Source organism: Cognataquiflexum rubidum (assembly GCF_022538115.1).
Classification (GTDB): domain Bacteria; phylum Bacteroidota; class Bacteroidia; order Cytophagales; family Cyclobacteriaceae; genus Cognataquiflexum; species Cognataquiflexum rubidum.
Genome location: NZ_JAKZAL010000001.1, coordinates 327,847 through 349,675, shown reverse-complemented (window position 1 = coordinate 349,675; position 21,829 = coordinate 327,847). Strand labels below are relative to the sequence as shown.

Here is a 21,829-nt window from a genome sequence, read left to right as displayed (position 1 = left end):
CCGCCTAATTGAGAAGATATGAAGTACTGTTTCCGGTAAAATATCTACCAATATCCAATATCAATTTATATCGAACTTACGATTGCATAAAATACTTGGTATCGGAATAAATGCTCGTATTGATTGGTCTCCATATCGCGAAGCAAATATCCAATATCCATAAATATCAATTTTTTAAAACAGCTACTGTTGATTGATATATCTCTGCCAATTGGTAACTTTCCTTCACCACTTCCCCAATTACAATCACGGCAGGGCCACCGATACTGCTGTCGGATACTTTGCTTTCGATGTCGTTGATCGTTCCAGCTACTATTTCTTGCTCGATGGTCGTTCCGCTTTGGATCATGGCGATAGGAAGATTTCCCTTTCCTGCTTTTTGATAGACTTTGACGATTTCGGAGAGCTTTTTGGAACCCATCAAAACCACCACAGTTGCTGTAGATTGGGTAGCCAAATGTAGGTCGCGTGACAATTCCCCGGAACTTGTGGTTCCTGTGATTACCCAAAAACTCTCAGCCACACCGCGCTTGGTGACAGGAATTCCTGCTGCCGCCGGAACAGCCACCGAAGAGGAAATGCCCGGAACCATTTCCGTTGGAATCCCGAAGGCTGAGATGAAATCTATTTCCTCAGCCCCACGGCCAAAAACAAACGGATCTCCACCTTTCAACCTGACCACATGGCCATATTTCAGGGCATATTCCACGCAAAGCCTATTGGTATCCTCCTGTGGATTTACTTGACTGCCTTCCCGCTTTCCGACAAATACTTTAATGGCATTGTCAGGAGCATGGTTCAGGAGACCTTTGTCAATCAAGGCATCATAAAGAACGGCATCGGCTTTGTTCAGAGCCAATACCCCTTTCAAAGTGATCAGTTCAGGGTCTCCCGGACCCGCACCGACCAAGGTTACTTTTGGTTTAATGGCTTGAATCATGCTGTTACCTCCTGTTCTCTATAAGCGCTGATCGCGTCAAATACTTTAATGGCCTCTTTGAAATAAGCTTCTGCAAATTCTTGGGAAGGCTCATTTTTGTTGATTTCATATACGATTGAAGCCAAGTCTTTTTCCAAGCTAATTTTACCTGTTTGGGTAAATGTCTCGTCAAACAAAGCCACGATGTTTGCATAGGAGTTGGTGCTTTTGCTTTCGCTGAGCAAGATTGCTTTTGCTGCATTGACGATCGCAGCATAGGTATGATAGATGCTGTCAGACCATCTTTTTTCTACCAATCCTTCTTTGGAAAGCTCAAGTTTTTCCCTTGCTTCTAACAAAAGGGTAGCTACTAAGTCAATCACCACGCCGGCACATTCGCCCACACCTACGGCCACTTTATACGCCTCCTCGTGTCCCCAATCAACCTGATCGGCTTCGGTGATGGTGGAGGTTTCTGTCAATACTTTCAGAATGTCGTAGAAATAGATATGTCCAAGTCGGTCATAGTAATCCAAAAAGGATTCAGAAACATTGGAATTTTGCTCAAAATCCGCAATCAGGATCCGCAAAGCCTCGGGACCACGGCGGCTTGGAACTTTGATGACTTTATCGGCAAATCTGCCCTGACCATTGCCCAATGTTCCGCCTCCAAGCAATACCTGAAGGGCAGGAACTACTACTTTACCGACTTTCATGGACATGCCCTGAAAGCCGATATGCGCCATATTGTGTTGTCCGCAGGCGTTCATGCAGCCTGAGATTTTGATGGTCAGGTCTTTGTTTTTGAGGTATTGGGGATATTCTGCCAAGATTACTTTCTCCAATTCTTTGGCAATTCCGGTACTGCTCGCAATGCCAAGGTTACAGGTATCTGTTCCCGGGCAAGCGGTGATGTCTCCAAAAGTATTGTAGCCGGCATCCGCCAGACCGATTTTTTTCAATTCCTGATAAAAGAAAGGAATGGCTTTTTTCTGGACATCCCGGATAAGGATATTTTGTCTGAGGGTGAATCTCAGCTCATTGTTTGCATATTTTTTGACAAGGTCCGCTATCTGCCTTGCTTGGGGGGTGTAGAAGTCTCCCAAAAGGACTTTCACACCGATCGATACAAATCCTTTTTGCTTTTGGGGAAGGACATTGGTGAGTTTCCATTGCTCATAAGCAAGCTCCAAAGGCTCTTCCAACTCGGGAACTTCCGGTTGGAAAAGCTGTTTGGAATCCTCATAGTCGTTGTGGTTAATAGGATATTTTTTGAATGGAAGTGCTTTTTGTTCTTCTTTGACCAAATCCAGAAAAGCCTCCAATCCGATATCTGAAATCAAAAATTTCATCCGTGCTTTCAGCCTTCTTGCCCTTTCTCCATGTCTGTCAAAAACCCTCAAAACACCTTCGATAAATGGAATCAATTCGTCTGTGGGAAGGAATTCCGTAATCAAGTCGGCGTGTCTCGGTTGGGAACCCAACCCGCCGCCAAGCATCACTTTGAAGCCTCGGATTTCTTGGCCGTCTTCAGTTTTTACTTTTGGGATAAAACCCAAATCGTGGAGGTAAGCCAAAGCTGTATCTTCATCAGAAGCTGAAAATGCCATTTTGAACTTTCTGCCCATTTCCTGACAAACAGGATTTCTCAAAAAATATTTGAAAACTTCATCGGCATATAATGTCACATCAAAAGGTTCATAGGGATCGACACCTGCAGTCTCTGAGGCGGTAACATTCCGTACGGTATTGCCGCAGGCTTCCCGCAAAGTCACATCGTCTTTTTCGAGTTCGGCCCACAAAGCAGGAGTTTCATCCAAACTCACATAGTGGATCTGAATATCCTGACGGGTAGTGATGTGGAGTCTGCCTGTGGAATATTTGTCAGAAACATCTGCTATCCGCTTCAACTGCTCGCTTGTGGCTTTGCCATAAGGAAGTTTGATCCTGATCATCTGCACGCCCGGCTGCCGCTGTCCATAGACGCCACGGGCAAGGCGGAGGCTTCTGAATTTTTCCTCGTCAATCTTGCCTTCTCTAAAAAGTCGTATCTTTTTTTCCAGTTCGAGAATATCTTTCTCAACAATGGGATTTTCTATTTCTGTCCTGAAACTTTGCATCTTTAATTAGATTTGAGATTTGAGACATAAGACACAAGACCTTCGTGCCATCTCATCTTTATTTTGTTTCACTTTTCCCAAGAATTCTTTCTTGGTACTTGGTACATTGTACTTCGTACAATTATTCAATAAACCCAACTCCCACCGTATCATAACTTCCTTCGTCGATCAGGATAAACCTGCCGTTGGATTTGTTGTCATGGTAAGTGTCGAAGTGGATAGGCTTGCTCAACCTGAAATTCACCTTGCCGATGTCATTCAGTTTGAGTTGGGCTGCAGGAACTTCCCCTGAGAAATCCGTGTGAATCACCGAGTCGATGCTTTCAACCTTTGCCAAGACCCTGTTGATGCCGTGCTGAAGGGTGTATTTATCCCCTACTTTTAGAGGCTTGGAATTCACCTGACAAATGGTGGCAGAGATCTGCTTTTCTGATTTTGGCAGTTCGGAAGATTTCACCAACATGTCGCCGCGGCTGATGTTGACTTCATTTTCCAAGGTGATCGTGATGGAAGCGCCAGGCAATGCCTCAGAATATTCCTGATCGAAGAAATGGATGGTTTTGATTTTGGATTCGGTGAAGGAAGGCAAAACCGTCACTTCGTCGCCAACTTTTAGGCTGCCGCCATAAAGTTTGCCGGAAAATCCCCTGAAATCATGGAAGGCTTCCGTCCTAGGTCTCGTTACATATTGGATCGGAAATCTTGCCACTGTGCTTTCATGTAAATCCGATGATTCCAACACTTCAAGGTGATCCAAAAGCGAATTCCCGACATACCAAGGCATGAGTTCTGAATGCTTGGCTATATTTTCTCCTTTCAAAGCGGAGATCGGAATGAAGGTGATCTGATCGGTATCGAAATCGCTTTTTTCGGCCAAGACCTCAAAGTCTGCTTTGATTTTAAGGAAAATATCTTCGTCGTAATTGACAAGATCCATTTTGTTGACAGCGACGACCACATGTCCAAGACGGAGTAGGTTGCTGATAAAGAAATGCCTGTTGGTCTGCTCGATCACACCTTTTCTGGCATCTATCAGGATGATCGCGACCTGCGAAGTGGATGCTCCTGTCACCATATTTCTGGTATACTCCACATGTCCGGGAGTATCTGCAATGACAAAATTGGTCTTGGCGGTATTAAAATAAATATGTGCCACATCGATGGTGATGCCTTGCTCACGCTCTGCAATCAGGCCATCGGTGGCCAAAGAAAAATCAAGGTAATCAAAGCCACGCTGACGGCTGGTTTTCTCGATTGCTTCCAGTTTATCAGTAGTAAGGGATTTGGTATCAAACAAAAGCCTTCCGATAAGTGTACTTTTGCCATCATCCACCGATCCTGCAGTTGCAATTTTTATAAGTTTTCTATTTTGTGTCATGGGAAAAAGGGAAATAAGTTAATGGTTATTGGGTTACTTTTAATTGGTCCACAGACCACAGACGACAGACCACTGCACTTTTAATTTAGAGTTTTTTGTCTCACGTCTCATGTCTAGCGTCTCACGTCTCTTTAAAAATACCCGACTTTCTTCCTGCTTTCCATGGCTGCTTCAGAGCGTTTGTCGTCGATCCTTGCGCCCCGCTCGGAGATGGTCGAATCCCTGATTTCTGCTACTACGGCCTCCAAAGTGTCAGCATCAGAAAGTACGGCCGCAGTACAGGTCATGTCGCCGACAGTCCTGAACCTGACCATTTTCTCAAATACTTCCTCGTGGGATTCCCTGTACACATGCTCGTTTGCTGTCCATACCATGCCGTCACGGAAGAATACTTCTCTCTTGTGGGCGAAATAGATGGATGGAATCGCAATGTTTTCTGTTTTGATATATTCCCATACATCCAATTCAGTCCAGTTGGAAATAGGGAAAACCCGCACATTTTGGCCTTGGTGGATCCGGCCGTTGAGCATGTCGAATAACTCCGGGCGTTGGTTTTTTTCATCCCACTGACCAAAATCGTCTCTCACAGAAAAGACCCTTTCTTTGGCCCTTGCTTTTTCTTCATCCCTTCTTGCTCCACCGATGCAGGCGTCAAACTTGAATTCTTCGATGGCATCCAAAAGGGTAGTGGTCTGCAAGGTATTTCTGCTGGCATACCTTCCTCTTTCTTCGGTGACTTTCCCTTGGTTGATGCTGTCCTGCACGTTGCGGACGATCAGTTCAAGGCCCAATTCGGCGACCAATTGGTCACGGAACTCGATGGTCTCCGGGAAATTATGTCCTGTGTCAATGTGCAGCAGAGGGAAAGGAATCCTTGCCGGATAAAATGCCTTTTGGGCCAATCTGACCAAGGTAATCGAATCTTTTCCTCCCGAAAAAAGCAAAACCGGTCTTTCAAACTGTGCCGCCACTTCCCTCAGGATATGGATCGATTCTGCTTCTTTAGGATTAGGTATAAATAGGTTTGACATGTCTTTTTACTTTTGTTTCTCAAATCTCAAATCTCGTTTCTTACGTCTCGTCTCTCGCCTCTCGCCTCTCGTTTCTCGCTTCTCATCTAGCGTGAAGCCCACATTCCTTTTTGGAATCTTCCCACCACCACCGTCCCGCTCGGGCATCTTCTCCGGGAAGGATGGCTCGCGTACAAGGTGCGCAACCGATGCTGACAAAACCTTTGTCATGAAGCGGGTTATAGGGGATTTTGTTTTCATTGATGTAAGCGATCATTTCACCAAAACTCCAATCCAGCAAAGGGTTGAACTTGATAATCTGATTTGCTTCGTCCCATTCGATCTTTTTCATGTCACTTCGGTTGGCACTTTGCTCTGCACGAAGTCCTGTGACCCATATACTGTTTCCGAGAAGGGCCCTTTTGAGGGGTTCGACTTTGCGGGCATAGCAGCAGGATTTGCGGTTATCAACCGAATCATAAAAACCATTGATTCCTTGTTTCACGACCAGGTTCTCCACTGATTCCCTTTCAGGATAGAGGACTTTGATTTTAGTGTTGTATTTGGTTTCGGTGCGGGCTATCAGGTCAAAGGTTTCCGGAAAAAGCCGCCCTGTATCCAATGAAAATATATGTATCGGAAGAAAGTTGTCAGCGATCATTTGGGTGATGACCTGATCTTCTTGGCCCAATGAGGTAGAAAAGACAACTTTCCCCCTGAAAAGATCAGAAAGAAATGCCAGCCCTTCTGCCGCAGAAAGGTTGTCTATCTTTTCGCTGAGGTTATGCAAATTCTTTTTTAGGCTCATCTTTTTCAATTTTTGTTGCGCTTTCCCACGCCCTTTCATGGAAGTAGTAGAGAATGATTTTGGTGACCACCTCGATGGATCCGATGGATATCGCCATCACCAGCTGCCCGGTGACAAAAAAAGAGATCACCATGGTATCCAAAGTCCCGACGATTCTCCAGGAAATGGATTTCATAAAGCTCTTTAAATTGGAATCTTTGCCCTGTTTGGCCACAAACCACTTTTTGATCGGCTGGTCTAAAATCATATAGTTAACATTATAACACTTTTACAAAAGTATATAAAGTCTATAAATATTATAGGGTAATAGGATAAAAAATTTTATTCTTTATCTAAAATGTCTGCTAAGGACTTGTTTTCCAACACATTGAGCATCTCGTCACGGACTTGGATCATAACTTTGTTGAGGCCACAAAGTGCCTCGCTTTTGCATTCGGCGCAGGGTTCGTAGTAATTGAGGCTGACGCAGGGAAGCAGGGCAATTGGTCCGTCAAGCAGGCGGATAACTTTGGATAGCGCCACATCTTTGGGTTCTTTGATCAGGTAATAGCCGCCGCCTTTGCCTTTTTTGCTTCCGAGGATGCCCGCTTTTCTGAGTTCGAGGAGGATGTTTTCCAAAAATTTATGTGAAATCCCGTATTCCTCAGAAATGTCATGGATTAGCACTGTCTTTTGGTCACGGTGCTTGCCAAGGTAGGTCAGGGCATGAAAAGCGTATTTGGTTTTTTTGGAGAGCATGGATACAAAAATAGGGTTTTTCCGCTATTCTCAAAGTTTCTCTTGACCCCTCAGAAAAGTGAAAAGAACAAAGATTTGTGGTTTGTTCATGGTCTATTTATTAGAGGAATCAAGTCTTTACCGTTTTCAAACCTCTGAAAATTCTATTTATGTCGGACTGTCAATATTTGGTTTTATTAATATTTAGATAGATTCATCAAAGAAACCATAAAAAGTTCATCGATCATTTTACCAGCCCAAATCATTATTTTGAAAGGTTAGGTTCAAGGAATTGACAAATTCGGATATCTTTTTCATGTATGCTGTACTTGATTGGTCGCTTTGGTTCATTTTTTCATAGTACAGATAGGGTTGATCATAGGCTTGGTTGAGGAGGTTAAGATTGGTTGTTGATCTCGAATTAAAGCTTATCATTTTTACGTATTCCAAAATTTCATTATTGCTGAAAAATGATTTCTGAAAGGAATAATCAGGGGAGGAGGAGTGCGCTAAGGCCGCAGTGAAAAAGGCCATCTTTTCTTTCTCTTCGGATAACCTATCAGGTATCTGAATATCATAAGGAAAACCATGAGTTAGATAGTTGATTTTAACTTCCCGGTTTTTGACATTCATAAGCAAATTAATTTTGGCGATGTAAGACCTTCCCCGGTTTTCAAAAAAATGGACTTCTGCCCGATTTATTTTTATTGGAATCCCGTTGGCTGAAATAAAACTTGTGTTATTGATTGAAATCTTTTGGATCACACCATGTTCTGAAATATTGGTTTGAATGGTGCGGTTTTTATCACTATAGGTGATGATGTTGGTGTTGGATACGACTTTGGATTCGAGGGGTTGGTATTCATTCTTATGTGATTGGATTATTCCAAAAAACAAATCATTTAAAAATTGACTGAGGATTGCAAAGGAGGTTTGGTAAGGTATTTCATTAGGATCGAAATTGGCCAAAAGCTGTTTTTGATGGAAATAAGCAATGTTTCCTGCCGAAAATTTATTGGCTTTTTGGTTTCTATCGATCAATCCTGAATAAGCGAGTATACCAAATGAATGAAATTCAGTTTTGCCAATGAGTTCCAGGTATTGTCCTTTTAGCATGGTGAAATTATTCAGGTCATTTTTTAACAGGAACCTGAAATTTTCAAAAACCCTTTTTTCATCAGCTGTCTTCACATCCACAGGGCTTAATTCCAGGAAGCTTTCCTTGAGTTTTATCAGTGTCACTTCATCATCGACAAGGATTGAATCACAAAAAGCAAGGGGTTCAAATCCAAGGTATCGGATTTCTATTCCGCAAAGTGGCATTTCGATTCCGGACAAATCCATTTCCCCGCTTTCATTTCCGACTTTCACCAGATTTGAATCTGGTGACCTCAAAGAAAAGAACGGTAGTCTTTCACCTTTCGAATCCACAACCCTTATCTTTTGAGAAAACGATCGGTCTGTCAAAAAGACCATGAAAAGAAATAGAACCAAGAATGTTTTCATTTTAACGAAAATTTAAAAATACCAAGCTTGTCTTTTTCTTCATCCAAAATACCATCTGCAATGAAGGTACTTCCTTCACTTCCCAAAACCCTAAACCTTTCTGGAACCTCAAAATCACCAACCAAAATATGGTTTTTGAATACCTGCAACCTTGACTTTCCTTTTTCTAAGCCATCAGGAAAATAGGTTCTAAACAGCAACTGACTTGCACTGTCAAAATAGATATGATGGTAAAAACCGGCCTTTTCCAAATCGGTTTTATAATTGTCAATCGCTTCTTCGATGGTTTGTGTTTTTGGATAATTGACGTTCATTTCTTCTCCCGGCCATCCAAATTTTCCAATCAGTTTAAAATCCTGATTATAGACATGGATCAAAGGATCGATGCCAAAGGACACCAAAATGGAATCTCCTTTTGTGGTAAAATGAAAGAAGTCAAAGTTTGGGATGAAGCCGTGACGGAGATATTCCTCACTTCGGTTTCCAAATCCCGTTTCTATCTTATTCAAGCTTAGGTCGTATCTCCCAAAAGTGTACACGTTTTTATAATATTCTTCAGAAATATAACCGTTGAGTGTTGGATGACTCATGGAAATTGGCAATAGGATTGATCTTTGTGCATCTTTGCCAACTGGAAGAAAAGCAGAATTTTCTCCCTTCATCTTCCATGCGATTTCATAAAGTCCCAACATCTCTGCTTTGGGATTATCGAGCATTTCCTGATAGGAGTCGCTGTGGTTCCATGCAATCGGCAGTCTTTTTTGTCTGACAAAGTTGCTGTCGAAGATTACCAATTCAAAGTTGTCCAATACCACATGGCCCTCTTCCAAGGCTTTTGGTACAAAGCCTTGGATATTGTTTTGTTCACTTGGACCATCTCCTTTTCCCAAAAATGTACCTATCAGTTCTCCTGAGGCATTGTACTTCGAAACTGTGCTGAAAATCTGATCTACGAAATATAGCTCGCCTTGGGAAAACTGGAAAAAGCCAATCCCTGAGAAATCATCTTTTACCAAATACACGGTATCTACGGCAATTCCTGAATACAATATTTCCTTTTCCTGAATGGTGGTGTTGGTTTTGGGATTCTCGCATGAAAACAAAAAATAGGGTAGAAGCATGAAAGTGAACCATGCATTTTTTGAATACAAAACATAAACGGTTTTTTCAAAAATGATTTTGAAACAGCTATTCAACTTCATATCGACTTTTCATTAATGGTGGTGGGCAATAATATGGTTTTGGTACGAATGAATTCAATTACTGGCCAAGGGAAATATTGAGACCATTCAAAGTGGATATTTAGCGCTATGATTTGGGACTTAATAGAGTTTGAAATTGATTGACCGCCATTAGAGTAAAAGAATTTAAATAAAACTAATTCTACTCCAATGAAAAAAGAATTGTGGCCAAAAGCAAGAATTTGGTTTGTGGGCGAATTGTGAAATCTTCTAAAGCCTTGATTTTCAGATCAAAAAATTACTAACGATCTAAGATTAAAAGAAAAGCCCTTGGAAACCGGAATTTCCAAGGGCTTGATTGTTCTTTGAAGTTTCTGAAAAACTCAAAGAATGGAATTTGTCAAAAGTTGAAAATCAAAATTTAAAACGCTTTCACTTTTCCAATCAGCAAAATCGGATTGTCATCAAGGTAATCGGTCGGGATATACTCAGAGATTAAAGCTTTTTGTTCCTCCGTGAGATTATTGATATACTCGATATTCAAACTTAAAATGAATCGGTCGTCAGAAATTTGCCCAATTATTATGGATTCTAGTTCTACTCCCCTGATTATAATACCCTTAAATGTTTTTGAATTTTTGGAATCTTTATGGATGAGGGTATTCAAATAATCCCCATTCATAAAAGAACCCAAATAATACGTGACTACATAATAATTCTCTGTTTCCAACAGACCGAATGAATGCGCTTTCTTTTTTTCATCATTTTGAATTAGGTCGAAAAATGGATTTGGGTCATTCTTAATATTCTTGATTTCGGATTTCAGGATTTCAAAATCCCCAAAGTCAAGGTCAATTGAATCTGTTTTTTGGAAGCCAAAGTTATTTTGGAAGATCATACTCTCGACAGGGTGTATTGAGGAAAATCCATCTTTATTTCGGACAACCTGTCTGTCGCCTCCATAATTCAGGTGAAGGTAAGCTGAATCCAAAGGTTGGAACAATTGGTATTCATTTTTATCCATTAGTACTTTCAGAAATCTATGGTTTTTTCCGCCAATAATGTCCAAAATGATTTCATTTTCTGGTCCGAGGATAAAAGCACCATAAGATGCTGTGAATCCCGGTTGGATTAGAAAACTACCTGAAAATTGATTACGGTCAGAGAATCTACAAATAGTTCTTTTGCCATTGTCAAATACTATCAATTCACCCGAACCTTTATTGAATTCAAAGTTTCCGATGGATTTGTATTCCTCAGGACCTTCTCCTGAGGCTTGAATGAAAATATCTAAGTCCCCATTTTTGCCAAGTTTGAAAATCCTGTCTTTTCTTCCGTCCAATAAAAATAGGTCCTCCTTATATTCCTTTACCCTAAAGATAGAAGGAATCAATTCATCATACTTCAAATGGATGAATTCAAATTCAGAGAAAAGGTCCGATATCTCAGTTTTTTCAGTAGATATAGAGACTTTGACAGGTTTGTTTAGAGCTTCCTCACCATTCTTTTGGCAAGAAACCAATAAAATAAACAACAATATCAAAGTGCATTTTGAATTCATAAGAGGAAGTTTTCTTTAAGATTAGAGGAAAATCTACTTGTTTTATTTTATAGGTATCCTTTTAAGATTGGAGGCTAGTCGTTCAACCTAATCTTTGAACCAATTTAACTAGAAACCTGTAAAAATATGGATTTAGGTATCATTATCTATAAACAAATAGATATCAGCTTGATTTTCAGATCAAAAAATTACTAACGTTCTAAGTTTAAAATAAAAGCCCTTGAAAACCGGAATTTCCAAGGGCTTGATTGTTCTTTAAAGTTTCTGAAAACTTCGAAGAATAGAATGTATCAGAAACCTTTGAGGTCTCCAAGACCTCGAAGGTTTAATGATCAAATATGCTATTAGTGGATTGGATTGTTAATTGTCAGAAAACAGAAAACCCTCGAGGTTTAGAAAAAAACCTCAAGGGTTCTGAGATTAAATCAATTCCACACTTCTCTTCACAAAGGCTGTCAGGTCTTTGCCTGTAAGCATACCTTGGGAAAGCAAAGCTAAATCAAATGCCTGCTTGGCAAGTTTGGTCTGCGCCTCTTCATCCTCGGTTTTGAGGAGTTTGTCGATCACAGGGTGATTGCCGTTGATGGCTACTTTGTAGTTGTCAGGAAGTGAACCGTAGAAGCTCATCCCGCCGCCCATCTGCGCCATGTCCTTCATCCTGCGCATAAACTCATCCATTGTCACGGTCACAGGCATTTCCTCAGGGCTCAGTCCTGCCACATCCACGCTGTAGGTGGCGTTGGAGATTGCTTTTTCGAAGATTTCCTTCACCTTCTTGGATTGGTCTTCGGTAAGGAGGTTGGCATAGGAATCGTCCTTCTCGATCAGCTTCTCCGCTACATCCGCATCTACACGCTTCAGTTGGGTTTTTTCCTCTTTCATCTCTAGATGTTGGATGAAGTGGCTGTCGATCGGAGAGTCCATCACAAGGACATCGTAATCTTTTTTGTTGGCAGATTGGATAAATCCATCCTGCTTGTTGACATCAGTGGCGTAGAGATAGACGGTTTGGTCATTTTTGTCTGTCTGGATCGCCTTCACTTTTTCTTTGTATTCAGGCAAAGTGAAATATTCGCCTTTGGTGTTTTTGAGCAAAGCGAAATCTTTTCCTTTTTCGGCAAATTTGTCTTCGCTGATCATGCCATACTTGACAAAAAGGCCGATGTCATTCCACTTTTCTTCGTAGACTTTTCGGTCTTTTTTGTAAAGTTCTCCAAGCTTGTCTGCTACTTTTTTGGTGATATAGCTGTTGATTTTCTTCACATTGCTATCCGCCTGTAGGAAGCTTCTTGATACGTTAAGCGGAATATCCGGCGAGTCGATCACCCCATGCAGGAGCATCAAAAACTCAGGCACGATGTCCTTGACCTCATCGGTGATGAATACCTGACGGCTGAAGAGTTTGATTTTGTTTTTCTGCATTTCGAAGTCGTTTTTGACTTTAGGGAAATACAGCACCCCTGTAAGGTTGAACGGATAATCCACATTCAGGTGAATCCAGAAAAGAGGATCCTCGCCCATAGGATAGAGTTCCTTGTAGAATTTCAGGTAATCCTCGTCCTTCAGGTCGTTGGGAGACTTGGTCCAGATCGGGGAAGTGGTGTTGATGATATTGTCTGTTTCGACAGACTTCCATTTTTTCTTGCCTTCAGCGTCTTCACCGTCTTCTACAGAATCGGTTTTTGTACCAAATTTGATCGGAACAGGAAGGAATTTGCAGTATTTGTCCAGGATGCCCTGAAGCTTCCATTTGTCCAAAAATTCTTCAGAATCAGCATTGATGAATAAAGTGACTTCTGTTCCCCTTTCGGTTCTGTCACCGGCGCTGATTTCAAATTCGGTGCTGCCGTCACAGGTCCAACGTGCCGCTGCTGCGCCTTCCTGATAGGAAAGGGTGTTGATTTCCACCTTGTCAGCCACCATGAATGCGGAGTAGAAACCCAAACCAAACTTGCCGATGATTTCATTGGCGTCTTTGGCATCTTTGAATTTCTCCACAAACTCAGCCGCACCGGAGAAAGCAATCTGATTGATGTACTTTTTGATTTCCTCGGCAGTCATGCCAAGGCCACGGTCAGAGATGGTGATGGTTTTTTTGTCTTTGTCAAAAGCCACTTCGACAGTGATGTCGCCGAGTTCGCCGTTGTATTGGCCCAAAGTTGCCAACCTTTTGATTTTCTGTGTGGCATCTACCGCATTGGAAACCAATTCACGGAGGAAGATTTCATTGTCAGAGTATAAAAACTTCTTGATGATCGGGAAGATATTCTCGGTATGTATCGAGATGGTACCTTTTTCCTGCATAGCTATTTTCGTTTTAGTGAATACATTTTTGATATAATGCCCTTATCAAGGCTTGTTCCAATTAGCTGAAAATGTCATTTTGGCAGATTTAAATGAAATAAGTGGAAATAGATAGAAATAAATTGAAATAGGGGGAATTCGAACCCTACTTTTATTTCAACCATTGACTTCTAACTCCTGCAATCTTCTTTACTTTTTACTTCTAACTTTTCACCTCGTACTTCCCAACTTCCCGACTTCCCTCTTCCCTACTTCCAACTTCCAAACTTCTTTCTTTATCTTTGCCCCATGCTCAAAGAAATTGCTGTTCTGATCCAAAAAGAAATCACCCTCGAATGGAGACAGAAGTATGCGCTCAATGGCATTCTTTTGTATGTCGTATCGGCAGTTTTTATTACGTATCTCAGCGTGGGAGCGAAGCAGGGCAATATCGGAGTACCTACGTGGAATGCACTGTATTGGATCATTATCCTGTTTTCTGCCGTCAATGCCGTGGCCAAAAGCTTTGTGCAGGAACATCAGGGCCGACAGCTTTATTATTACATGATTGCTTCTCCTGAGGCTATCATCATTTCCAAAATCATCTACAATACACTTTTGACACTTGTTTTGGCATTGTTGGGATATCTGGTTTTCAGCGTGATTTTGGGCAATCCCGTTCAGGATCAGGGGATGTTTTTGTTGAACCTCATATTGGGAGCGGTTGGTTTTTCGGCCTGTCTGACGATGGTATCGGGGATAGCGTCCAAGGCGAGCAACAATGCGACGTTGATGGCGATATTGAGTTTTCCGGTCATCATCCCGATTTTGCTGATGGCCATCCGGGTGTCAAAGAATGCCATTGATGGGTTAGATTGGTCAGTGAGCTTGGATAAGATTGTAACGCTTATGGCGATCAATGTTATCGTGGCTGTGACGGCGTATATCCTGTTTCCTTATTTGTGGAGGAGTTAGGGACTGTCCCGTAAAGGCGCAGAGAAAAAATAAGTCAGAAGGTTATAGGTTGTTAGACTTTGGTAAAGAAACTTTTTCCCGCAAAGTCACAAAGACCCAAAGATAAAAAAGCAAGTCGGAGGACAACAGGCCGGTAGACTTAGGCAAAGAAACTTTTTCCCGCGAAGCCGCAGAAGAAAAGGAGAGCAAGAGGAGAATGAATTATTCAGAATTAGAATGTTTGTGGAGACACAAACATTGGCGGTGTCGACCGACCACGTAGTGGTCAAATATTGGTAGCCCCGAGTAAGGAACGCAACTCGGGGTAAAAACGAAAACCGTGATTCCGGTTTTTGGCCGAAGAAATGCAAATAGGGAATTGAGGTTTTCGCCAAAAACAAGGACGTTCAAAATCCTTTGCGCCCCATGGAGTCCTTTGTCGAAAAAGAAGGATATTTTTTAAATCAATTTCTTTCGCCCTTTCAGGGCTTTGATGAAACCATTCCTCATGATAACGATGGGCTTCACCCATCGCTAGGATATTTCGCACTTTCAGTGCTGATATTTCCAAACCGTATCAAACCAACGGCGTACAACGGCGTCGAATGATCCCATAGGGATCAAATATTGGTAGCCCCGAGTGAGGAACGCAACTCGGGGTAAAAACGAAAACCGTGATTCCGGTTTTTGGCCGAAGAAATGCAAATAGGGAATTGAGGTTTCCGCCAAAAACAAGGACGTTCAAAATCCTTTGAGACCATAGCGAAACCTTCTATTCTTTTGTAGTAAAAAATATACCTCACTCAGATGCAAAGAAAAAAAAGTAAGTAGGAGGACTACAGGCCGGTAGACTTTGGCAAATAAACTTTTTCCCTCAAAGTCACAAAGAGGCATAAGTATTTTAATTCAATTCTTAGAATTAGTAATTGTCCCGCAAAGGCGCAAAACCGCAAAGGGATTTTGATCCAATTCTCAAAAGTCAGTGAAGACACTGACTTAGGCGGAGGAACTGGATTATTTTTCTCGTAAAGCTGCAAAAATCGCAAAGGGATTTTAATACTGAATGATAGCTTAACATCAGTTTGTTTACTTATTATTATTTCTTTGCGCCTTAGCGTCTTCGCGGGGAACAAATAAAAAATTCTCAATTTGGGTCTCAGCGTCTTCGCTTGAGATCTTCCTTTTTTCTGTTGGCCTCTTGGTTTTTTCCTTTTCCAAAACTACTTTTAGTTTCTATGGTTTATCCTGAACCAACACAACCAAACCAAATTTCCCATGAAAGCAGCAAAGCCCCTTATCTTGATTTTTGCATGTATAGCTGTTTATTTTTTCCAGATTTCTTTTGGTCTTGCCCAGACTATACAGGGAGTATATTCCGGTAATATAGCGGGCGAACTTTCAGTCATCACTTTGGAACAAAAAGGGGAGATGGTCTATGGACAGCTATATGACAGTCAAATGAATGAAAGTGAATTTTTTGGGGCAAAAGAAAAGTCAGGTTTTAGGGGAGTGATGGAAATATCGGGAGAGGAGAAGGAGGTGTCAGCAAAAATCGAAAAATCAACCCTTTTATTGACAGTCAAAAGCAGCGGAGAGGTTTTTACGATGGACTTGGTTTCCAAAAATTTGGCCTATGATTTTTCTAAGCTTTTTCCGGAGCAGTTTGGTGACATTAAAAACAAGCTGACAGGAGTGTGGATTCTGAAGGAACTGTATAAAATCGATGAAAATGGAGAAAAAGTAATGGGTGAGATGACAGGTAAGGATTACATGTTTGCCTATATGCCTGATGGGAAATATGTTGCTGACATCAGGGGATTTAGAGATGCCCAAAAAGAGATCCCGGCAGAATACAGAATGAGTGGTTCCGAAATTTTTGAAGCCGCCAATATGATGTCATGGCGGATTATAAACGATAAGATCAACATCTATCCGACCAAGGCCATTCCCGGTTCTCCGGTCAATGACGGATTTTCAAGGTATTTTGAGTTTAAGGGAGATGAATTGATTTTGAGAGGAGATATGCCAAATGGTTGGACGGAACATTATGTGAAGAAAGATTAAGGAGTCAGAATTATTTAACTTCAATCCTCAATTATAAGCGAGGGCACTGAACTAATAGGAGGAACTGGATTTTTTCCCCGCAAAGCCGCAAAAACCGCAAAGATATTTTAACGAAAAAAAGGCAGGCTAACATCAGTTTATTCGATTACTATTTTTCTTTGCGCCTTAGCGTCTTGGCGGGAAACAAATCAAACTTTCTAATTTTATGGATTAGTGTTTTTTCGAGATTCTTTTTCTTTATGCCTCATCGACGTTGAGCAAATTCCCTCTATTTCCTTTGTGTCTTAGCGTCTTTGTGGGATTATATTCGCTTAGAATCTTCGCGCCTTATCGTCTTTGCGGGAAACCTTACTTAACAAACCAACATATCTCATAAAAAGCACAGGAATGAGGAACTTATGCCTTATTTTTGCGCTTGAAAAATCAAACCCATTATAATGAGAGCATATTGGTGGAAAATCCTGACTGTAGCCCTGTTGGCATTTACCCTTACAGCCGGACTTCTCCTTGACGTACCGAGGTTACCCATCCTGAATGAGACGATCAGGGCACTGCATTTCCATGTCACCATGTGGTTTGGGATGATATTGATGCTGATGGTAGCAGTGGTGTACAGCATCAAATTTCTCCGCAGCAACGATCTCAGGCATGATGATATGGCACTCGAGTTTACCAATGCGGCGATCTTGTTTGGCGTATTGGGAATTGTCACAGGCATGCTTTGGGCCAAATTCACTTGGGGGGATTATTGGAGCGGTGATCCAAAACAGAATGCTTCCGCCATCGGGCTTTTGATGTATTTCGCCTATCTTATTTTGAGAAATTCACTCACTGATGTCCATCAAAGGGCCCGAATCGGTGCCGTTTATAACATTTTTGCATTTGCGGCCTTTATACCCTTGATATTTGTCTTACCAAGACTGACAGACAGTCTCCACCCCGGTAACGGTGGCAATCCCGGATTCAATGCCTATGACCTTGACAGCAAACTCAGGATGGTGTTCTATCCTGCGATCATTGCCTGGACACTATTGGGAACTTGGATCAGTACCATAAGGGTCAGGCTGAGAAGAATTGAAAGAAAGTTTGAAGATAAATTGATCAATCAGGTATCATGAAAAAGTGGTTAATAATATTGTTCATGGCATTCAGTCTGAGTGCTTTCGGACAGGAGAAAATTGAAATCAATGAAAACGATTACCAAAACTCCACCGTTGAAATGGCGGATGTGATGCGGTCCGAGGGAAAAATCTACGTTTTGGTAGGTATCATCGGGATCGTTTTTGCGGGATTGTTGGTTTATGTGATCAATACGGATAGGAAAGTGACCCGTCTTGAAAAACAATTGAAAGAAGAATAACATTAATAAGGAGAAAGGAAGTAAAATCTAAAGGAATTTGCTCCTGAACCCATCAAAAAATATAATCTACCAAAATGAAAAAGGGACATATAATTGGTTTGGGAATCATAGCTGTCGCGATCATCATCATCATGTCAATGATCGGGGATGCAAGTACTTACGAAAGTTTTTCCAACGCCAAAGCCATGAAAACCAAAGGCGATGACAAGGCCATCCACGTGGTGGGTCAACTGAAAAAAGCCCAAACCGGTGATGTTGTCGGGATCGAAGTCAATGAGGATAAGACTTCATTCTATTTCCTGATGGTGGACAATGAAGGCACAGAACAAAAGGTCTTTTACAATGAACCGGTGCCACCGGATTTTTCAAGGGCTGAACAAGTGGTGGTCATCGGTGCTTATAAAGACCAAGACCTGTTTGTAGCAGACAAAATCCTGATGAAGTGCCCTTCCAAATATCAGGAAACCGAGCTCAAGACAGCCGGAATGTAAATTAGTTTTCCCTCTGATTCCATTTAACATGATCAATACCTTTATAGGTAATTTAGGCCACTTCGCATTGATTCTTGCTTTTGTCAGTGCCTTGGTTACTGCCTACTCTTATTATCAATACACGATTGCACAGGAATTGGACAAAGCCAATTGGAGGCGGTTCAGTAGAGTCACATTTTATGTCCATTCTTTGGCAAGCGTGACAGTGGCTTTTGCACTTTTTGAGATTATTTACAACCACCGGTTTGAATACTTCTACTCTTATTCCCATTCATCCAAAGCGCTTCCGGTCCATTATATGATCTCCAGTTTTTGGGAAGGTCAAGAAGGGGCATTTATCCTTTGGATAGTTTGGAATGTGGTTTTGGGATTGGTTTTGATCCATACCAACAAATTCTGGGAAGGTCCTGTGATGATCGTCTTTGCCTTGGTGCAGGCATTCCTTGTATCCATGATTTTGGGTGTGGTGATCGGAGATTTGAAGATCGGTAGTTCGCCGTTTATTCTTTTGAGAGATGCTGTCTCCGCTCCGATTTTCCAGATCAATCCTGAATTCAAACCGGAAGATGGAACCGGTCTGAATCCTTTGCTTCAAAATATCTGGATGGTGATCCACCCTCCGACATTGTTTCTTGGTTATGCTTCCACTTTGGTTCCGTTTGCCTTTTTGATGGGTGGACTGGCTACCAAAAGATATTCTGAGTGGGTTCGTCCTGCTTTACCTTGGGCACAATTCTCAGCCATGATCCTCGGAATGGGGATCATCATGGGGGCTTATTGGGCATATGTCACGTTGAATTTTGGAGGCTATTGGAATTGGGATCCTGTCGAAAATGCCGTTTATGTCCCATGGCTGATCATGGTAGCAGCAATCCATACTATGATCACTTTCAAGAAAAGCAGTACTGCATTGAAGTCATCCATCGTCTTGGTCATTGCTTCCTTCATTTTGGTACTGTATGCAACATTCTTGGTGAGAAGTGGGGTATTGGGTGATTCTTCGGTTCACTCTTTCACCGATTTGGGATTGTCAGGTCAGCTGTTGATTTACATGTTATTTTTCCTTTTTGTCGCAATTTTCTTGGCAGCAAAAAATTGGAAACATATCCCTACTTCTGACAAAGAAGCTTCTGTTTATTCCCGTGAGTTCTGGATTTTCATTGGGGCAACGACTTTGGCATTGATGGCTTTCCAGGTAATCCTTCCTACTTCCATTCCTGTTTGGAATGCTTTGGTAGAAAGTTTCGGAGGCATCTCCAATATGGCTCCTCCTGCGGATCAGATTGGATTTTATACCAAATTCCAGCTTTGGTTTGCAGTGGTAGTGGCTTTGCTGACAGCGGTAGGGCAGTTTTTCTGGTGGAACAAAATGGACCCTAAAGCCCTGAGAGAAGCACTTGTGATGCCTTATATCATATCGGTGATCATCTCTGCACTGATAATTGTCTTTGGCAAGGTTTACGATATCCCTTACATCATTGTGGTTTTGGCCTCAGTATTCACCATCGTCGCCAATTCTTCCATTTTGATCAAACTCATAAAAAAGTCCAGCTTCAAATTGGCAGGGGGTTCGTTGGCACATATCGGACTTGGGATGATGCTGATCGGGATTATGTTTTCTTCAGGATATTCCGAAATCATTTCTTACAACCTTTCGGGGTTGACTTATAGCAATTCGTGGGAAGAAGAAATGAACAAAGAGCACGTCCTGCTTTGGATCAACAAACCCACCCAAATCAAAGATTATACAGCGGTCTATCGTGGCAGACAGAAAAAAGTGGTTGGCGTACCCGGATTTGTGAACGTCAAGCAACTCAAATCCACCGGAGAAATCAATGAGGCAATCGCATTGGAAGATATTGTTGCCAGAGGCAGAACCTACTTTGCCAAAGGTGATAAAGTCAATATTGTCTTGGAGGAAAATGATTATTTCCAGATTGATTACTATAAAGATTCTGTTTTCCAGTTTTCTCTGAATCCTATGTCGCAATTCAATTCTTCCATGGGATTGATCTCCTCGCCGGATTCTAAAAGATTCGTCAACAGAGATTTGTATACCTATGTCTCTGCGATCAATGATTATGAAGATCCGGAATGGAGGGAAGATGAGTTTTATGAGGTGGCTCCGGGGGAGACGTTCTATATTTCTGACTTTGTGACCACCTTTGAAGGGGGAGAAGTGTTGAAAGAGCTTGACGGCATTGACCTGAAAGAGGGTGATGTGGCAGTGAAAGCAAAGTTGGTGGTGATGGATTTTGATGTTGAGAAGCGGTTGGAGCCGATTTTCATCATCCGAGACAATCAGGTCGGGAAGATTGCTGCCATAGACAACGAACTCGGTGTTAAGGTTGAATTGGATAATATTAAGCCGGAGTCAAATACGTTTTCTTTCAAAGTCAACAGGTATCAAAAAGACTATGTGGTATTGAAGGCGATACTGATGCCGCAGATCAATATCTTGTGGATAGGTACGATCCTGGTGCTGATCGGTTTTTGCGTAGCGATATACAGAAGGTATGATGAATTCAAAAAAATGAGGGACAAAGGAATGGAGGCCTAAATTCCCGACTAAGTTCAAAACCCAAAAGCCCTAAAGATATCTCCTTTAGGGCTTTTGGTTTTTTTAGAATCACGGCAAAAGATATATATTTCATCTATGAAATTTAAGATTGCAATATTGGGTGCGGGCAACGTCGCCTGGCATTTGGCTCCGGCCATGGAAGAGGCAGGCCATACCATCACAGAAATTTATGCACGGAACCTTGCGGACGCTGAAAAACTAACTGCAAGGTTATACACTGCTGATGCAAAAGATGACCTTGATTTTTCAGATTCGGAAGCGGAGATTTTCATCTTAGCGGTCAGCGATCAGGCGATTTCAGAGCTTGCTGATGAAATCATTTTGCCGGAGGAAAGTATCTTGGTACATACTTCGGGAGCAGTGCCATTAGATGTCTTAGGCTACAGTTCGGCGACTTACACAGGAATTTTTTATCCATTGCAGACATTCAGCAAAGAAAGAAAAATCGACTTTGGCGATGTCCCTTTTCTCTTGGAATCCGAAGACCAATCTGCCCTCCAAAAATTAAAAAAACTTGCAAAATCATTGTCTCCCAATCAATACTTGGTCAAATCCAAGGACAGAATGGCCTTGCACGTAGCGGCGGTTTTTGCAAGCAATTTTTCCAACCACATGTTGAGGATTTCAGAAGAAGTTATGGCGCGTCAGGGTTTGGATTTTGAAATGCTAAAACCCCTCATCATTGAGACCATCAGTAAAAGTCTGGAATTGGGTGCCAAGCGTGCACAGACGGGGCCGGCCAAAAGGGTGGATTTAAATACGTTGGACTCCCACTTTCAATTTTTGAATTACAATGATCAAATCGCAGAAATATATAAGCTCATTTCTCAGGATATTATAGATTCCTATTAAAAAATACCCCCTTTAGGGTATTTTTTAAAGGTTGCAGATCCCGT

Annotated in this window: 19 protein-coding genes; 8 read left to right on the top strand and 11 right to left on the bottom strand. The window is 41.7% G+C overall.

Features of this window, described 5'->3' with window-relative positions; translation table 11 throughout:
* Window positions 1–166 precede the first annotated feature (166 nt).
* From cobA to htpG, 11 genes are all read right to left on the bottom strand, one after another.
* Window positions 167–940 carry a uroporphyrinogen-III C-methyltransferase gene (gene cobA, locus MMU05_RS01545; protein WP_241139898.1) on the bottom strand — a complete coding sequence of 258 codons (774 nt, stop codon included), beginning with the start codon at window positions 938–940 and terminating at the stop codon, window positions 167–169.
* Window positions 937–3,039: a HEPN domain-containing protein gene (locus MMU05_RS01540; RefSeq protein ID WP_241139897.1), complete on the bottom strand. Its 2,103-nt coding sequence runs from the start codon at window positions 3,037–3,039 to the stop codon at window positions 937–939. The genes cobA and MMU05_RS01540 overlap by 4 nt, the downstream gene beginning before the upstream one ends.
* Before the next feature lie 121 nt (window positions 3,040–3,160).
* Window positions 3,161–4,417: a sulfate adenylyltransferase subunit 1 gene (locus MMU05_RS01535; RefSeq protein ID WP_241139896.1), complete on the bottom strand. Its 1,257-nt coding sequence runs from the start codon at window positions 4,415–4,417 to the stop codon at window positions 3,161–3,163.
* 131 nt (window positions 4,418–4,548) lie between these two features.
* A complete protein-coding gene (gene cysD / locus MMU05_RS01530) occupies window positions 4,549–5,448 on the bottom strand; it encodes a sulfate adenylyltransferase subunit CysD (protein WP_241139895.1) in 900 nt (299 codons plus the stop codon).
* A gap of 82 nt (window positions 5,449–5,530) precedes the next feature.
* Window positions 5,531–6,235: a phosphoadenylyl-sulfate reductase gene (locus MMU05_RS01525; protein ID WP_241139894.1), complete on the bottom strand. Its 705-nt coding sequence runs from the start codon at window positions 6,233–6,235 to the stop codon at window positions 5,531–5,533.
* Window positions 6,210–6,482: a DUF2061 domain-containing protein gene (locus MMU05_RS01520; protein WP_241128404.1), complete on the bottom strand. Its 273-nt coding sequence runs from the start codon at window positions 6,480–6,482 to the stop codon at window positions 6,210–6,212. Before MMU05_RS01520 ends, MMU05_RS01525 begins: the two co-directional genes overlap by 26 nt.
* Window positions 6,483–6,556: 74 nt before the next feature.
* Window positions 6,557–6,973, bottom strand: a complete 417-nt coding sequence (locus tag MMU05_RS01515; RefSeq protein WP_241128403.1) for an RrF2 family transcriptional regulator — start codon at window positions 6,971–6,973, stop codon at window positions 6,557–6,559.
* A gap of 228 nt (window positions 6,974–7,201) precedes the next feature.
* A complete protein-coding gene (locus MMU05_RS01510) occupies window positions 7,202–8,458 on the bottom strand; it encodes a hypothetical protein (RefSeq protein ID WP_241139893.1) in 1,257 nt (418 codons plus the stop codon).
* Window positions 8,455–9,609 carry a hypothetical protein gene (locus MMU05_RS01505; protein ID WP_241139892.1) on the bottom strand — a complete coding sequence of 385 codons (1,155 nt, stop codon included), beginning with the start codon at window positions 9,607–9,609 and terminating at the stop codon, window positions 8,455–8,457. Before MMU05_RS01505 ends, MMU05_RS01510 begins: the two co-directional genes overlap by 4 nt.
* A gap of 451 nt (window positions 9,610–10,060) precedes the next feature.
* Window positions 10,061–11,200 carry a 6-bladed beta-propeller gene (locus MMU05_RS01500; protein WP_241139891.1) on the bottom strand — a complete coding sequence of 380 codons (1,140 nt, stop codon included), beginning with the start codon at window positions 11,198–11,200 and terminating at the stop codon, window positions 10,061–10,063.
* Between the two features lie 420 nt (window positions 11,201–11,620).
* Window positions 11,621–13,504, bottom strand: coding sequence for a molecular chaperone HtpG (htpG, locus tag MMU05_RS01495; RefSeq protein WP_241139890.1), 1,884 nt, complete (start codon window positions 13,502–13,504; stop codon window positions 11,621–11,623).
* Between the two features lie 288 nt (window positions 13,505–13,792).
* Between htpG and MMU05_RS01490 the strand changes: the two genes are divergently transcribed.
* The 8 genes from MMU05_RS01490 to MMU05_RS01455 all read left to right on the top strand — a co-directional run bounded on the left by MMU05_RS01490 (window position 13,793) and on the right by MMU05_RS01455 (window position 21,785).
* Window positions 13,793–14,458 (top strand): heme exporter protein CcmB, encoded by a 666-nt coding sequence (locus tag MMU05_RS01490; protein WP_113924047.1) that lies wholly within the window; start codon window positions 13,793–13,795, stop codon window positions 14,456–14,458.
* 405 nt (window positions 14,459–14,863) lie between these two features.
* Window positions 14,864–15,046 (top strand): hypothetical protein, encoded by a 183-nt coding sequence (locus MMU05_RS01485; protein WP_241139889.1) that lies wholly within the window; start codon window positions 14,864–14,866, stop codon window positions 15,044–15,046.
* A gap of 666 nt (window positions 15,047–15,712) precedes the next feature.
* Window positions 15,713–16,501 carry a hypothetical protein gene (locus MMU05_RS01480; protein ID WP_241139888.1) on the top strand — a complete coding sequence of 263 codons (789 nt, stop codon included), beginning with the start codon at window positions 15,713–15,715 and terminating at the stop codon, window positions 16,499–16,501.
* Window positions 16,502–16,938: 437 nt separating this feature from the next.
* Window positions 16,939–17,619, top strand: a complete 681-nt coding sequence (gene ccsA / locus MMU05_RS01475; protein WP_113924049.1) for a cytochrome c biogenesis protein CcsA — start codon at window positions 16,939–16,941, stop codon at window positions 17,617–17,619.
* Window positions 17,616–17,861, top strand: a complete 246-nt coding sequence (locus tag MMU05_RS01470; protein WP_241139887.1) for a CcmD family protein — start codon at window positions 17,616–17,618, stop codon at window positions 17,859–17,861. The genes ccsA (MMU05_RS01475) and MMU05_RS01470 overlap by 4 nt, the downstream gene beginning before the upstream one ends.
* A gap of 74 nt (window positions 17,862–17,935) precedes the next feature.
* Window positions 17,936–18,352: a cytochrome c maturation protein CcmE domain-containing protein gene (locus tag MMU05_RS01465; protein ID WP_113924050.1), complete on the top strand. Its 417-nt coding sequence runs from the start codon at window positions 17,936–17,938 to the stop codon at window positions 18,350–18,352.
* Between the two features lie 28 nt (window positions 18,353–18,380).
* The gene (ccsA, locus tag MMU05_RS01460) at window positions 18,381–20,912 is read left to right on the top strand and encodes a cytochrome c biogenesis protein CcsA (protein WP_241139886.1); all 2,532 of its coding nucleotides are present in this window, start codon (window positions 18,381–18,383) and stop codon (window positions 20,910–20,912) included.
* 96 nt (window positions 20,913–21,008) lie between these two features.
* On the top strand, window positions 21,009–21,785 hold the full coding sequence (locus tag MMU05_RS01455) for a Rossmann-like and DUF2520 domain-containing protein (RefSeq protein WP_241139885.1): 777 nt from the start codon (window positions 21,009–21,011) through the stop codon (window positions 21,783–21,785).
* The last annotated feature ends 44 nt before the right edge of the window (window positions 21,786–21,829 follow it).